Genomic DNA, 13,539 nt, shown 5'->3' with positions numbered 1-13,539 from the left:
CGTTTTACAAAGGGTAGCTGTTTCATTAAAATGAGAACAACAGATCATCTATTGAAACATATTTGAGTCTTTTGAAATAGGGGAGTGGTCAAAGGTGGCACATTATGTTGTTTTCGATGTAGGCGGAACAAAAACAAAGCATGGGGTCATGGATCGAAATGGTGAGCTGATCACGAGCGGCGACTACGAAACAAACTGCCGACAGCTTGAGCCGTTTTTAGAGGACATGGAGAACGTGGTGAAAGAGTATCAAAGGACTTGGGATATCAAAGGGATTGCGATGAGTCTTCCGGGTTTTGTTGACAGTCAAACGGGTTATACGGAATTTGCAGGAGCGATTATTGCTTTAAATGGCCAAAATGTCAAAACGCTTTTGGAAGAAAAAACATCACTTCGTGTAGAAGTAGAAAATGATGCGAACTGTGCAGCTCTGGCTGAAAAATTTAGTGGTCATGCGAAAGAGTGTGACAGCTTTATATGTATGACGCTTGGGACTGGTGTCGGCGGCGGTATTTTTGCTGGTGGCGAGCTTGTTCGCGGTGCCTCTTTTCGCGGCGGTGAATTTGGTATGATGCTGACAGAAACAGAAAATGGTCAGTTTACCACACTCAACAGCAGTGCTTCGACAGCTGGATTGATACGAAGCTACAAAGAGCAGCAGGGCATTCCACAAAGTCAGCAAATCGACGGTCAAGAAATCTTTGAAAAAGCCAAGCAAGATCCGGCCATTGAGAAGATGATCGATCAGTGGTACAAACGAATCGCAATTGGTATTTACAATGTGGCAACAGTTCTCAATCCAGAGAAAATCCTCATTGGCGGGGGCGTGAGTGCAAGGCCCGATTTGATTCCAAACATTGAGAAACATTTACATACTTTGCATGCATGGAAAAACATACAGGTGACACTGGAAACGTGCTATTACTTCAATCAGGCAGGCATGATGGGTGCACTTTATCATTTTTTAATAAAAGAAGGACATCATCGTACAATCAAAAAGTCGATACATTAAACGGATCGGCTTCAGCGTGTAGACAAACCGTCGCATTCTTTATCAGACCTGCGTGCTGGTGCTCACGAATGTCAAATTCGCTCCGCGCCAGTACTCGTCCTTCCTAGGGCTGCAAAGGTTTTCTATCACGCTGAAACGAAGACAAAGGGCTAAAATAAATTTCATTTTAGCCCTTTGTCAACAATCTGAAGCCGATACATTAAAAACGTATCGGCTTTTGATCTGTTTTAGTAAGCAGTTTGCAGACGCTTTTCATACTGTTTGATCCATTGGGATGCTTCTTGCCAGTTATTAACGCGAATGATCCGTTCATCAATTGGCATTTGATTATACGGTGAGTTAAACAGAATCACTGGAATGTCAGCTTCTTTTGCAATCATTGTGGCATTGCCATGGTGATCTTCAAAAAACACATCGATCTTATGTTTTTGAACAGCTTCCACCTTATGATGTCCGCCAACAAGCTCGATATCGTCATAATGGACATGATTCTCCTCAAACCATTTGTAGGTGATGTCTGAGTGATGCTGCCTTCTGGCTGTGATATAAATCAATTGATGATGATGTTTCATTTGATTGAGGATTTCTTTTGCACCCTCGGCAGGCTTTGCCTGTTTATAAATAAGAGGCTCATACTCATTCATCCAGCCCCAAAATTCTTCATTTGAAATCTTTAAAAGCTTCGTCAAATCATATTCCGTCATATCATCTAGTGTGATGTCACATTGAAACGACTCATTTAAGTAGGGGACAAAGGTGTCCTGCGCCGTGACTGTGCCATCGATATCAATTCCTAAACGTAACATGCCCACACTCCTCATATTTATCCTCTTAAAGTGTAACATAATCAATTCACAATTCCAGCAAGTTTTAGCAAACATGAAACAGACATTTTTGCTCATACTAAAAAAGCTCCTTTCTATTAACCAAAAGGGGGAATTGATCATGGAAAGAGACGAAGATTTCAGAAGAAATGATCGTGAAATCGACACACACTTTAGTAATGATGATGGCTATTTAGAGGAAACAGCTGCTGAAATAGCAGAGCCATATCAAGCATCAAGAGATCGTGAAGACAGAAGAGAACGTGACCATGTAGGTGACGATTCAGGCAGTAAGGGGATAGGCTATACAGCACTCGCGATTGCGATTATCTCATTATTTGTCTTGCCGGTGCTATTAGGCGTAGCGGCAATCGTCGTTGGTTATATTGCAAGAAGAAAAGGAGCACATGCGCTTGGCGCGTGGTCAATCGGGATCGGAATCGTTTCCGTCATCCTCGGCATCTTTATCACCCCGTTCTTTTAACAGGACAGGAACAGAAAAACGCCTGACAGTGATGTCAGGCGTTCTTTGTTATGCGTTGGCTTGTTTTGCTTTTTCAGCTTCCATTTTTGCATAATGTTCTTCAGCGATTTTATCGATTTCTTTTTTCAGTTCTTCGACCATTGTTTCTTCTGGCACTTTCCGAACGATTTCACCTTTGCGGAATAAGAGGCCTTCACCTCTAGCGCCAGCGATGCCGATATCAGCTTCACGCGCTTCACCCGGACCGTTTACAGCACATCCGAGAACAGCTACTTTGATCGGTGCTTTAATTTTAGAAATATATTCTTCGACTTCATTTGCAATGCTAATGAGGTCAATTTCAATTCGTCCACAAGTTGGACATGAGATGAGTGTTGCTGCATTAGATGCAAGGCCAAATGATTTTAATAATTCACGTGCCACTTTGACCTCTTCGACCGGGTCAGCACTTAATGAAATACGGAGTGTGTTACCAATCCCCATATTCAAGATTGCGCCAAGACCAGCTGCACTTTTGACCGTACCAGCAAATAACGTACCTGATTCTGTAATCCCAAGATGAAGAGGATAATCAAAGGCTTTTGCTGCTTTTTCGTATGCCTCAATCGCAAGGTTTACATCAGATGCTTTCATACTCACAATGATGTCATGAAAGTCTAGGTCTTCTAAAATTTTAATGTGATGCAGTGCACTTTCAACCATACCATCTGCGGTTGGATAGCCGTATTTATCAAGAATCTTTTTCTCGAGCGAACCGGCGTTTACCCCAATACGAATTGGAATGCCTTTTTCTTTTGCCGCTTTCACAACAGCTTCGACTTTTTCTCTTCTTCCGATGTTTCCTGGGTTGATACGAATTTTGTCTGCACCTGCTTCAATCGCTTTCAGTGCAAGCTTGTAGTCAAAATGAATGTCGACAACAAGGGGAATGTTGATTTGTTTTTTAATGTCCGCAATCGCATTTGCTGCACGCTCATCTGGGCATGCGACACGCACGATTTGACAGCCAGCTTCTTCTAAACGTTTAATTTCGGCTACTGTCGCTTCGACATCATGTGTTTTGGTTGTCGCCATACTTTGAATGACGACTTCATTGTTTCCACCTATAGTTAAAGGTCCCACTTTGACGGGACGCGTTTTTGTACGATGTGTGACTTCACTCACTTGTCAATCGCTCCTTAGTGTACATGCAATTCGTTTGCAGTGTACGACGTGTTTTACATCTCATATTGTAACAGTCTCTTCGTATGAATGACAAGGAATTAACGTTTTATCTCTTATAGACTGGAAACTTGTATGTGCTGCCTGCCCGAATTTCGTTCGCTTTGACGCCTTGATTCAGTGCTTCAAAGTCTTCGATCACTTCATCTAATGGCTTACTTGTATGTACGATAGAGACGACGGTTTGACCTTGTTTAACAGTGACAGTTTTATATGCCTGTTTTTCAGCTGTTTGAAAGGCGCTGGCGGGAACAGCAGGGCCATCCTGAACGGGGATCGTTCCATTTTTTAAATCAAAAAAGATAATAAAGAGGACAAACAAACTGACTAGTAAAAAAATAATTCGCCGCATTTTACTCACCGCTTTTAAGAGTTTACTTCAGATTATGCATGTCCCTGAGTTGATAGAACAAAAAAGAGTGAAAAAGCTAGGAAGGGTGGTTCTAGTGAGTTCTAGTATGACTTGTAAGTGAAAAAAGTTTGGAAAAAGCAATCCTAAGCCCTTTCTTTATTATGATAAAATCAAAACAGGGGGAGAGTATATGAAGAAAATCAGTCAGCATATATATGTGAGAACACTAACAGAAAGTGATGCAGAAGCACTATTAACACTTGAACGAGGAAACCGCACTTATTTTCAGCAATTTACTCCTTTGGTTCAGGATGATTTTTTTACTGTACCTCGTCAAAAGGAACGGATTAACCGCAGTATGCAAAGGCGTGCAAAAGATGAAGCCTATATGCACGGTATTTTCTTAAATGAAACAGATGCATTAATTGGAACGATCTCACTCAATTCTGTTGAAAGAGGACCGATTCAAGGGGCTTTGCTTGGATATGTACTTGATGAAAAGCAAGGCGGGAAGGGGTATATGACAGAGGCAATTCGTTTGATTATCGATTATGCCTTTTATGAACTGTACCTTCACCGTATTGAGGCTGGCGTAAAACCATCTAACATTGATTCCATTCGTGTGCTTGAGAAGACAGGGTTTGAAAAAGAGGGACTTCATCGTAAAAAAGTAAAGATCAATGATAAGTGGGAGGATCACTATTTGTTTGCGATCATCCATCCAGATGAGTCATAGGGTCAAAACAAATAAAAAAGCTCCCCAAAATGAGGGAGCTTATTTTTTTGCAGGTATTTCTTTAACGACAAGATATAAGAAAATAAAGTTAATCACCCAATTTAATAAAAATGAGTTCGCAACCGGCGTGTTTAATGCACTCATGATGGCGAAAAAGACGGTTGTTAATGTGAGTGAATAGGCAGAGAGCTTCCAAAGCATTTGAAAGGACAGCTCTTTTTGCTGCATTCGTTTAATAAATGTGCCAAGCATGGCTAGGAATGTTGCGCTGATGAACATGAGAGCAGCAGTAGATAGGTACAGCAGGACACAAATGACAGGGATAATGATCGCTTGATTCTGGTTTGTGACGCTGGCAAGTTCATCTTTTGTGAGTGTTCCGCCAAGCAGCTGGTATGGAATATCTGTCATTTGTCCGTCAATGGCAATCACTGCTTTTTCTTTTAATAACGCAATGGCTGTTTGTTTTGATTCAAGCTCACTTGATTTTATTTTTTCATTGGGATCAAAGATAATCGTGATGCCGTTTTCTTCTTTTTCGATCGGCGTGCTTTGATCCGCTTGAAGCGTTCCTTTTTCAATGGAAAAGTCGGGTAAATCTTTTTTAATCACATGTTGAAATCCTGACATCGCATTTGAAATCTCTTGGCTCATATGATAGCCCTGGGGGACAGCTGCGATGATCGAAAGGATAAAGATGAATAAAATGGCCTTTCCAATCCCAGTAAAACGAGCTCTGGCAATATCTTTTGGTGAATAAATTCCTTTTAACAATAAACTAAATACGTTCAACCGATTCACTTCCTACATTCTTTTCTATTTCTCACATTGTATCAATGTCTATCCATCCAGTACAAGTACGGCCTTCATTACTGGTTAAGATAGAAGGAATGAGGCATAATGTATACAGCATATAAAAAGGAGGCGGCAGCGGATTGGACGTGCTGTATTGGATTTTGATCGGCTGTGCATTTATCATTGCGTTTGTGGGACTTGTCTATCCAATCATTCCTAGTGTGGTTTTCATGGTTCTTGGGTTTATTTTATATGGGCTCTTTTTTAGCTTTGAGAAATTGACGCTCACCTTTTGGCTCATTCAAGCCATGTTTACAGCTGTGTTATTTGCTGCGGATTATGTCTCCAATCTGATTGGGGTGAAACGCTTTGGCGGCAGCCGGGCGGCCATTTGGGGAAGTACCATTGGGCTTTTAGCCGGTCCTTTTGTGATTCCGATTGCTGGAATTATCATTGGTCCATTTATCGGCAGTGTCATCGCAGAGCTGCTCGTTCATCAAAAAGATCTGAAGACAAGTGTGAAAGTTGGGCTTGGCTCATTAATTGGTTTTGTGTCAGGTGTATTTGCAAAAGGGTTGATTCAAGCACTGATGCTGGGAATCTTTTTATTTTATGTGCTTCGCTAAATGGAAAATCGGTGTTTAACACTCTTTCTGAAGGGTTAAATACAAAATAAACACTGAAATGTTTCAGATCATGAGCAATAACGTTGAAACAAGCCGTTTCTTTTGATACTCTTTGATTAGGGTGAATTGCTTGCTTACTAAGGAAGCATTTCAGTACATACATTTCTAAGGAGGAATTTAACCATGGCTTTTAAACTTCCAGAATTACCATATGCTTACGATGCATTAGAACCACATATCGACAAGGAAACAATGACGATTCACCACACAAAACACCACAACACTTATGTAACAAACTTAAACAAAGCAATCGAAGGTGTATCAGCTCTTGAAGATCAATCAATTGAAGAGCTAGTGGCTAACTTGAACTCTGTGCCTGAAAACATTCGTACAGCTGTACGTAACAATGGCGGAGGACATGCAAACCACTCATTATTCTGGACGCTTCTTTCACCAAACGGTGGCGGCGCACCAACTGGTGAACTTGCAGATGCGATCGAAAAAGAATTAGGCGGATTTGAAAAATTCAAATCTGATTTCGCTGCAGCAGCTGCAGGACGCTTTGGTTCTGGTTGGGCATGGCTTGTTGTGAACAATGGCAAACTTGAAATCACAAGCACACCAAACCAAGATTCTCCTTTAACTGAAGGAAAAACACCAATCCTAGGACTAGACGTTTGGGAGCATGCTTACTACCTAAACTACCAAAACCGTCGTCCTGATTACATTTCAGCATTCTGGAATGTTGTGAACTGGGATGAAGTGGCTCGCCTTTACAGCGAAGCTAAATAAATGATTTGATTTGAAAAGACCTGCTTCTCTCTGAGAGCGGGTCTTTTTATATTTTCCCTCCTTTTTTTACATATCTGCCTTTTGATGAGACAGACTATTGTGTAGAAAAGGAGAATGAATGATATGAGCAGATTAAAGAAAATGTTCGGGGACATGGATGTCACAAGAGATTTATTGCTCCTCCTCACGATTGGCGGATTATACGCACTTGCGATTGCGCTTTCGAATACGTTTGTGAACGTGTATTTATGGAAACAGTCTGGGCGATTTACAGACCTTGCGATTTATAACTTGGCGATAGTTGTCCTTCAGCCCATTACCTTTTTATTTGCTGGTCGGCTCGCTAAAAAAATAGATCGTGCATTTGTCCTTCGTTTCGGTGTCATCTTCTTAGCCGCTTTTTACTTAATTGTTCTCATGGCAGGAGAGCAAGCGGCAGCTCGGCTCGTGTTATTAGGCAGTGTGCTTGGAATCGGCTATGGTTTTTACTGGCTTGCCTTTAACGTGCTCACTTTTGAGATCACTGAACCTGAAACAAGGGATTTCTTTAATGGATTTTTAGGAGTGCTTACCTCTACAGCCGGTATGATTGGGCCGCTCATTGCAGGAATTGTGATTTCTCAATTAACGGATGATACAGGCTATACAGTGATTTTTACTTTATCGCTTTTTTTGTTTTCACTAGCGGTGGTGATGAGTTTTTTCCTCAAGAGGAGACAATCAAAAGGAAAATTTATCATTAAGCAAATTTGGAAAGAGCGCCATGCGGACGAGAATTGGCGTAAGATCACAACTGCTCACTTTTTTCAGGGGCTCCGTGAAGGCGTGTTTGTCTTTTTAATCAGTGTCTTTGTGTTTATTGCAACAAACAGTGAGCTTGCTTTAGGCACATTTGGTCTAGTCAATTCAGGTGTTGCCTTTTTTGCCTATTTCTTTGCTACCCGTTTGATTAAGAAAAAATGGCGCAAAAAAGCGATTATGTTTGGCGGGCTTATTTTATACGGCGCTTTATTTTTAATCGTCTTTCACTTGTCCTATGTATCACTGCTTATGTACGCTGTAGCCATTGCGATCGGCTACCCGCTTCTGCTTGTTCCGTATGTCTCTTTAACTTACGATGTCATCGGTCATGCCAGATATGCAAGAAAAGCCCGAATTGAATATATTGTCGTTAGAGAACTATTTTTAAATGCAGGGCGTATTTGTTCGATTGTCTTTTTTCTTTTATCTGTCACCTTACTGGGCGATCGGCTTGGGATTCCTGCTTCACTTGTCGTACTTGGAGCGGGGCACACCCTTATTTATTATTTTGTAAAGGACATTCATTTAAAAGAGAAAACAGCTGATATAGAAGAGGCTGACGGTCAAAAGCCTGTTTCTCAAACGAACCTTATGAAGGGAGAAAGGTAAAATTTCTTACCAATGGAACATCAAATTTCTAGATAAATGATAGAAAAACCGCTAAAATGATGATGGCACCTTTTATACACAAAAAGGGGTGCCATTTCTTTCTTGATAGAAAAGGTGATGTGATGAGAAACAAGAAAAACAAAAAAGACGCGAAGGAAGGGCGCAAAACACTTCCGATCCGGCTGAATTTATTATTTTTAGCTGCGTTCATTATTTTTACCGGTGTTGTGGTCAGACTCGGTTTTGTGCAGATTGTGAATGGAGAAGATTATAAAAAGCAGGCAGAGAAACAAGAAGACGTGAATGTCAGCTCATCTGCTCCGCGCGGAAAAATTTATGATCGAAACTATAACACGATTGTCAGCAATAAAGCGCTAAATGCCATTACATATACGAGAACCTCGACGACTTCACAAGAAGAGCGGCTCAAAGTGGCAACAAAATTAGCGGATATGATTCACGTAAGTACGAAGAAAATCACAGATCGTGATAAAAAAGATTTCTGGATCTTAACCCATCCGAATGAAGCGAAAAAGCTTGTTCAAAAAGAAGCCGATTTAAAGGGTGACGATAAGGTCTCTGATGATAAACTATACGAGCTCCAGCTGAAACGCATCACAGACAAGGAATTAAATCAACTGACGAAAAAAGATTTGCAAGTGCTTGCGATTAAAAGACAAATGGATGCAGGCTATGCACTTACGCCTCAATTCATTAAAAATGAAGATGTAAAACCAAGTGAAATTGCTTACGTCTCTGAGCATTTGGACGAGCTGCCAGGTGTAGATGTCACAACAGACTGGTCACGCAGCTATCCTTATAAAGGACTGCTCCGCAGTATGCTCGGCAGTGTGTCTTCAAGTGATGAAGGTCTTCCGTCGTCACTGCTTGAACATTATCTATCACTCGGCTACAGCCGAAATGATCGTGTAGGAAAAAGCTATCTTGAATATCAATATGAAGATGTCCTGCAAGGTCAAAAAGAAAAAGAACAAAGTACAACGGATAAAGAAGGCAATGTCACAAGCTCTAAAGTGTTAACAGAAGGAAAGAGCGGGAAAGACCTTGTGCTGACGATTGATATTCAGCTGCAAAAAGCGGTAGAAAAAATCATCGAAAAGAACTTGAAAAGTGCGAAGCAAAGAGGCGGCACAGAACTTCTTGATCGTGCGTTTGTTGTCATGATGGACCCGAGAAATGGGGAAGTGCTCTCGATTGCGGGTAAACAGATTACCAATAAGAATGGGACATACAAATTTGATGACTATGCACTAGGAACGATGACATCATCATATGCGATGGGATCAGCAGTAAAAGGGGCAACTGTGCTGACAGGTTATAAAACAGGCGTCCTTCACATTGGAAGCACCCAATACGATGAACCGCTCTATATCGCTCAGTCACCGCCGAAAAAATCCTATCAAAATATGGGACTCATTAATGATTTAACCGCACTAGAACGTTCATCAAACGTGTATATGTTTAAAACAGCGATTGCAATTGGGAAAGGGGAATATCGTAAGAATCAGCCGCTCCCAATTGATACAAAGGCGTTTGATACGTTCCGTTACAATTTTAGTAAATTTGGTCTTGGAGTGGAGACAGGTATTGACCTGCCAAACGAAGCAACTGGCTATCGTGGAACGTCTACACAATCCGGTCTTTTACTTGACTATGCGATTGGACAATATGATACGTTTACACCGCTGCAAATGGCGCAATACGTTTCAACGATTGCCAATGGCGGCTATCGTTTACGTCCTCAGCTCGTAAAAGAAGTGAGAGAGCCAGATCCGCAAAGAGGCATTGGGGCTGTAACGGAGTCCGTCAAGCCGGATGTACTGAATAAGCTCGATATGACAAGTGATGAGATCAAACGCGTACAGCAAGGATTCAAGCTTGTGATGCAGAACCCAAGAGGGACAGCATATTCGAATTTTGGCAACAAAAAATACAATCCAGCTGGCAAAACAGGGACCGCTCAATCATTCTATGACGGCCCGATTAAAAGTAAACGCGGCACACCAACGTATAACACAACACTTGTTGCGTATGCGCCTGCTGATAATCCAGAAGTAGCGATTTCAGTTGTCGTGCCTTGGGTGTATCAAGATTACAACCAGCGCTATCCGATTACAAATGATATTGGTGAACAAGTATTAGACAAGTACTTTGAACTGAAATCAAAACAGGAAAGCAATGATACACAAGCGAAGAACAAAAACAAAATTGAAAATGAAGCAGAAACAAATAACTAGACCTTTTCTAGGTAAAAACGCTCACTTTTTGTGGGCGTTTTTTTATATTTTCTTCAAACTTTTCGATATAAATTGACAAAAATCATAAAAAACCCCGCAATTTCTCTACAAATCTTCGACATTTACAAAACCTTAACATTCCATTTAAACGAAATTAATAAAGAACCTTTAATGTATTACTCGTAGGACAAATTATTCAGGGGGTATTCTTGAAATGAAAAAGAACAAATTATGGCTGCTTACTTTCCTTACTATCGCATTGTTAGCATTCGTCACAGCATGCGGAAACAGCAGCTCAAGCGGAGATTCAAAAGACAGTAAAGGAAATGCTTCAAACAAAGATGAGGCATCAGGTTCCATTACCATCTCAGGATCATCTGCGATGCAGCCTTTAGTTCTTGCGGCAGCAGAAAAATTCATGGATAAACATCCAAAAGCCGATATTCAAGTACAAGCCGGCGGTTCAGGAACAGGACTTTCTCAAGTATCAGAAGGATCTGTACAAATTGGGAACTCAGATGTATTCGCAGAAGAGAAAGACGGAATCGACGCAAAAGCTTTAAAAGACCACAAAGTAGCAGTTGTTGGAATGGCGGCAGCTGTTAACCCTGAAGTTGGTGTCAAAGACATCACAAAGGACGAATTGAAAAAAATCTTCACTGGTAAAATCAAAAACTGGAAAGAGCTTGGCGGGAAAGACCAAAAAATCACACTTGTGAACAGACCAGACTCATCAGGAACTCGTGCAACATTTGTGAAATATGCACTTGACGGCGCGACACCTGCAGAAGGAATCACAGAGGATTCTTCAAACACAGTGAAAAAGTTGATTGCAGAAACACCAGGTGCGATTGGGTACCTAGCATTCTCTTATTTAACAGATGACAAAATTACACCGCTTAGCATTGATGGTGTGAAACCAGAAGAAAGCAATGTAGAAAGCGGTAAATATACAATTTGGGCATACGAGCACTCTTATACAAAAGGTGAGCCAGAAGGTTTAGCAAAACAATTTTTAGATTACTTGATGAGTGACGAAGTACAAAAAGAAATCGTTAAAGACCAAGGCTACATCTCAGTCTCTAATATGAAAGTAGAAAGAGACGCAACAGGCAAACAAACAGAGAAGTAAAGGGTCTTGAATTGATGATGAAGGAAAAGTGGAGCTTTTCACTTTTCCTTTTATGACATTCATAGGAGTGTAGAAAAAGATGAAACAGATAGAACATACAGAAGCGAGCGATCGACTGATCAGCTCGAAAAAAAATAGGCAAATGGATGAAGTAAGAGGAAGTATTTTGGTGAAATTTTGCGCATTCTTAATGATTGCTGTATCAATTGCCATCACAATCTTCCTTGGCATTAAGGGTTTACAATCTTTCATCGTAAATGGTGTAAGCCCAATTGAGTTCTTAACCAGTATCAATTGGAACCCTACAGCGGAAAATCCGCAATACGGCGCATTTCCATTTATCTTTGGATCAATCGCTGTCACGCTTCTATCAGCACTCATAGCAGCACCGCTAGGCATCGCAGGAGCGATCTTCATGACAGAAATTGCACCTGCATGGGGACGGAAAATTCTCCAGCCAGTGATTGAACTGCTTGTAGGGATTCCATCCGTTGTTTACGGATTCATAGGTCTTACAGTATTGGTGCCGTTTATTGGACACTTTAAGTCAAGCGGTTCAGGGCACAGTGTTTTAGCAGGAACGATTGTCCTTTCTATTATGATTCTGCCAACTGTTACATCCATTGCAACTGACGCAATGGCTTCACTTCCAAAAAGTTTACGTGAGGGATCGTATGCATTAGGCGCAACAAGATGGCAAACGATCAGACGTGTTCTTGTACCTGCAGCGCTTCCGACATTAATGACAGCAGTCGTGCTTGGAATGGCAAGAGCATTTGGAGAAGCCCTTGCCGTTCAGATGGTTATTGGAAACACGCGTAATCTACCAGAAAGTATTATGGACACAGCTGGTACATTAACAACCATTATTACGTTAAACATGGGACATACAACGTATGGAAGTGTTGAAAACAATACACTTTGGTCAATGGGACTTGTCCTTCTAGTTGTATCATTTATGTTCATACTCATTATCAGATACTTGTCATCTAGGAGGAAGATTTAATGAATAGCAAAATGACCGATCGTTTTGCCACAATCGTTTTTGGATTATGTGCCGCCATTATTACGGCGATACTTGTTGGCTTGTTTTCTTATATCATCTTCAACGGTGCCAAAGAATTAAATTTTGACTTTTTGACTACACGCTCAAGTGCGATTGGTTCTGGCGGCGGTATTAGGGATCAGCTGTTTAACTCGTTTTACATTCTATTTATTACGATGCTGTTTACCGTGCCTCTTGGCGTGGGTGGCGGGGTCTACATGGCAGAATATGCACCTCAAAACAAAGTGACTGATTTTATTCGTACATGTATTGAAGTGTTATCCTCTCTGCCATCGATCGTCATCGGTATGTTTGGTTTGCTGATGTTTGTTAATTTAACAGGATGGGGCTATACGATTATCGGAGGAGCCCTTGCGCTGACTGTCTTTAATCTGCCAGTGATGGTCAGGGTGACAGAAGATGCCCTTCGATCTGTACCGAAGGATCAAAAGGAAGCATCGCTTGCGCTCGGTGTGACAAAGTGGCATACAGTGAAGACGGTTCTGATCCCAGGAGCGATTCCATCCATTATTACCGGAGCGATTTTAGCATCGGGAAGAGTTTTCGGTGAGGCGGCTGCTCTTCTTTTCACAGCAGGTCTTTCAACACCGCGTCTTGATTTTACAAACTGGAGTCCTTTCTCCGATACGTCACCACTCAATATTTTTAGACCGGCAGAAACATTAGCCGTTCATATATGGAACGTCAATACACAGGGAATTATTCCAGATGCAGAGGCCATTGCAAATGGTGCATCAGCCGTACTTGTGCTCTCTGTATTAGTATTCAACTTAGCAGCTAGATGGCTTGGTTCATTTATTCATAAGAAGCTTACGTCAAAATAAATAGTGA

Annotated in this window: 14 protein-coding genes; 10 read left to right on the top strand and 4 right to left on the bottom strand. The window is 41.2% G+C overall.

Features of this window, described 5'->3' with window-relative positions:
• Positions 1-94: 94 nt before the first annotated feature.
• On the top strand, positions 95-1,012 hold the full coding sequence (locus tag NSQ64_RS13290; RefSeq protein WP_178896845.1) for an ROK family protein: 918 nt from the start codon (positions 95-97) through the stop codon (positions 1,010-1,012).
• 227 nt (positions 1,013-1,239) lie between these two features.
• Here the strand turns inward: NSQ64_RS13290 and NSQ64_RS13285 are convergent, their stop codons facing one another.
• The gene (locus tag NSQ64_RS13285; protein WP_008342361.1) at positions 1,240-1,818 is read right to left on the bottom strand and encodes a 5' nucleotidase, NT5C type; all 579 of its coding nucleotides are present in this window, start codon (positions 1,816-1,818) and stop codon (positions 1,240-1,242) included.
• A 139-nt stretch (positions 1,819-1,957) separates the two neighbouring features.
• Here NSQ64_RS13285 and NSQ64_RS13280 point away from each other — a divergent pair, with 139 nt between their 5' ends.
• Positions 1,958-2,320 carry a DUF308 domain-containing protein gene (locus tag NSQ64_RS13280; RefSeq protein WP_008342359.1) on the top strand — a complete coding sequence of 121 codons (363 nt, stop codon included), beginning with the start codon at positions 1,958-1,960 and terminating at the stop codon, positions 2,318-2,320.
• 48 nt (positions 2,321-2,368) lie between these two features.
• Here NSQ64_RS13280 and ispG read toward each other — a convergent pair whose 3' ends face one another.
• Together ispG and NSQ64_RS13270 are read right to left on the bottom strand one after the other, a co-directional pair.
• A complete protein-coding gene (ispG, locus tag NSQ64_RS13275; RefSeq protein ID WP_008342357.1) occupies positions 2,369-3,484 on the bottom strand; it encodes a flavodoxin-dependent (E)-4-hydroxy-3-methylbut-2-enyl-diphosphate synthase in 1,116 nt (371 codons plus the stop codon).
• A 106-nt stretch (positions 3,485-3,590) separates the two neighbouring features.
• Entirely contained in the window at positions 3,591-3,893 is a 303-nt protein-coding gene (locus NSQ64_RS13270) for a hypothetical protein (RefSeq protein WP_024718827.1), read from the bottom strand.
• 190 nt (positions 3,894-4,083) lie between these two features.
• Here NSQ64_RS13270 and NSQ64_RS13265 point away from each other — a divergent pair, with 190 nt between their 5' ends.
• Complete coding sequence (locus tag NSQ64_RS13265; protein ID WP_341016888.1) at positions 4,084-4,629, top strand: GNAT family N-acetyltransferase; 546 nt, start codon at positions 4,084-4,086, stop codon at positions 4,627-4,629.
• A gap of 39 nt (positions 4,630-4,668) precedes the next feature.
• Here the strand turns inward: NSQ64_RS13265 and NSQ64_RS13260 are convergent, their stop codons facing one another.
• Positions 4,669-5,421, bottom strand: a complete 753-nt coding sequence (locus NSQ64_RS13260) for a DUF1189 domain-containing protein (protein WP_008342352.1) — start codon at positions 5,419-5,421, stop codon at positions 4,669-4,671.
• Positions 5,422-5,564: 143 nt separating this feature from the next.
• On the opposite strand from NSQ64_RS13260, the gene NSQ64_RS13255 reads away from it, so the two are divergent.
• From NSQ64_RS13255 to pstA, 7 genes are all read left to right on the top strand, one after another.
• Entirely contained in the window at positions 5,565-6,050 is a 486-nt protein-coding gene (locus tag NSQ64_RS13255; protein ID WP_007501265.1) for a DUF456 domain-containing protein, read from the top strand.
• A gap of 183 nt (positions 6,051-6,233) precedes the next feature.
• Positions 6,234-6,842, top strand: coding sequence for a superoxide dismutase SodA (gene sodA / locus NSQ64_RS13250; RefSeq protein ID WP_007501264.1), 609 nt, complete (start codon positions 6,234-6,236; stop codon positions 6,840-6,842).
• A gap of 123 nt (positions 6,843-6,965) precedes the next feature.
• Positions 6,966-8,252, top strand: coding sequence for an MFS transporter (locus NSQ64_RS13245; protein WP_008342348.1), 1,287 nt, complete (start codon positions 6,966-6,968; stop codon positions 8,250-8,252).
• A gap of 122 nt (positions 8,253-8,374) precedes the next feature.
• Positions 8,375-10,510, top strand: coding sequence for a peptidoglycan D,D-transpeptidase FtsI family protein (locus NSQ64_RS13240; protein WP_017358000.1), 2,136 nt, complete (start codon positions 8,375-8,377; stop codon positions 10,508-10,510).
• Between the two features lie 214 nt (positions 10,511-10,724).
• Positions 10,725-11,642 carry a phosphate ABC transporter substrate-binding protein gene (locus tag NSQ64_RS13235; RefSeq protein WP_268430306.1) on the top strand — a complete coding sequence of 306 codons (918 nt, stop codon included), beginning with the start codon at positions 10,725-10,727 and terminating at the stop codon, positions 11,640-11,642.
• Between the two features lie 79 nt (positions 11,643-11,721).
• On the top strand, positions 11,722-12,648 hold the full coding sequence (gene pstC, locus NSQ64_RS13230) for a phosphate ABC transporter permease subunit PstC (protein WP_017357999.1): 927 nt from the start codon (positions 11,722-11,724) through the stop codon (positions 12,646-12,648).
• Positions 12,648-13,532, top strand: a complete 885-nt coding sequence (gene pstA / locus NSQ64_RS13225) for a phosphate ABC transporter permease PstA (RefSeq protein WP_007501259.1) — start codon at positions 12,648-12,650, stop codon at positions 13,530-13,532. Before pstC ends, pstA begins: the two co-directional genes overlap by 1 nt.
• Positions 13,533-13,539: the final 7 nt, after the last annotated feature.

The organism is Bacillus sp. FSL W8-0183 (assembly GCF_038006825.1).
Taxonomy (GTDB): Bacteria; Bacillota; Bacilli; order Bacillales; family Bacillaceae; genus Bacillus; species Bacillus altitudinis.
This window is presented reverse-complemented; position numbering and strand designations above follow the sequence as displayed.

Coding starts and splice junctions, on each gene's coding strand:
- NSQ64_RS13240 (WP_017358000.1), top strand. CDS start 8,375: ATGAGAAACAAGAAAAACAAAAAAGACGCGAAGGAAGGGCGCAAAACA.
- NSQ64_RS13285 (WP_008342361.1), bottom strand. CDS start 1,818: ATGTTACGTTTAGGAATTGATATCGATGGCACAGTCACGGCGCAGGAC.
- NSQ64_RS13245 (WP_008342348.1), top strand. CDS start 6,966: ATGAGCAGATTAAAGAAAATGTTCGGGGACATGGATGTCACAAGAGAT.
- NSQ64_RS13270 (WP_024718827.1), bottom strand. CDS start 3,893: ATGCGGCGAATTATTTTTTTACTAGTCAGTTTGTTTGTCCTCTTTATT.
- sodA (WP_007501264.1), top strand. CDS start 6,234: ATGGCTTTTAAACTTCCAGAATTACCATATGCTTACGATGCATTAGAA.
- pstA (WP_007501259.1), top strand. CDS start 12,648: ATGAATAGCAAAATGACCGATCGTTTTGCCACAATCGTTTTTGGATTA.
- NSQ64_RS13235 (WP_268430306.1), top strand. CDS start 10,725: ATGAAAAAGAACAAATTATGGCTGCTTACTTTCCTTACTATCGCATTG.
- pstC (WP_017357999.1), top strand. CDS start 11,722: ATGAAACAGATAGAACATACAGAAGCGAGCGATCGACTGATCAGCTCG.
- NSQ64_RS13280 (WP_008342359.1), top strand. CDS start 1,958: ATGGAAAGAGACGAAGATTTCAGAAGAAATGATCGTGAAATCGACACA.
- NSQ64_RS13265 (WP_341016888.1), top strand. CDS start 4,084: ATGAAGAAAATCAGTCAGCATATATATGTGAGAACACTAACAGAAAGT.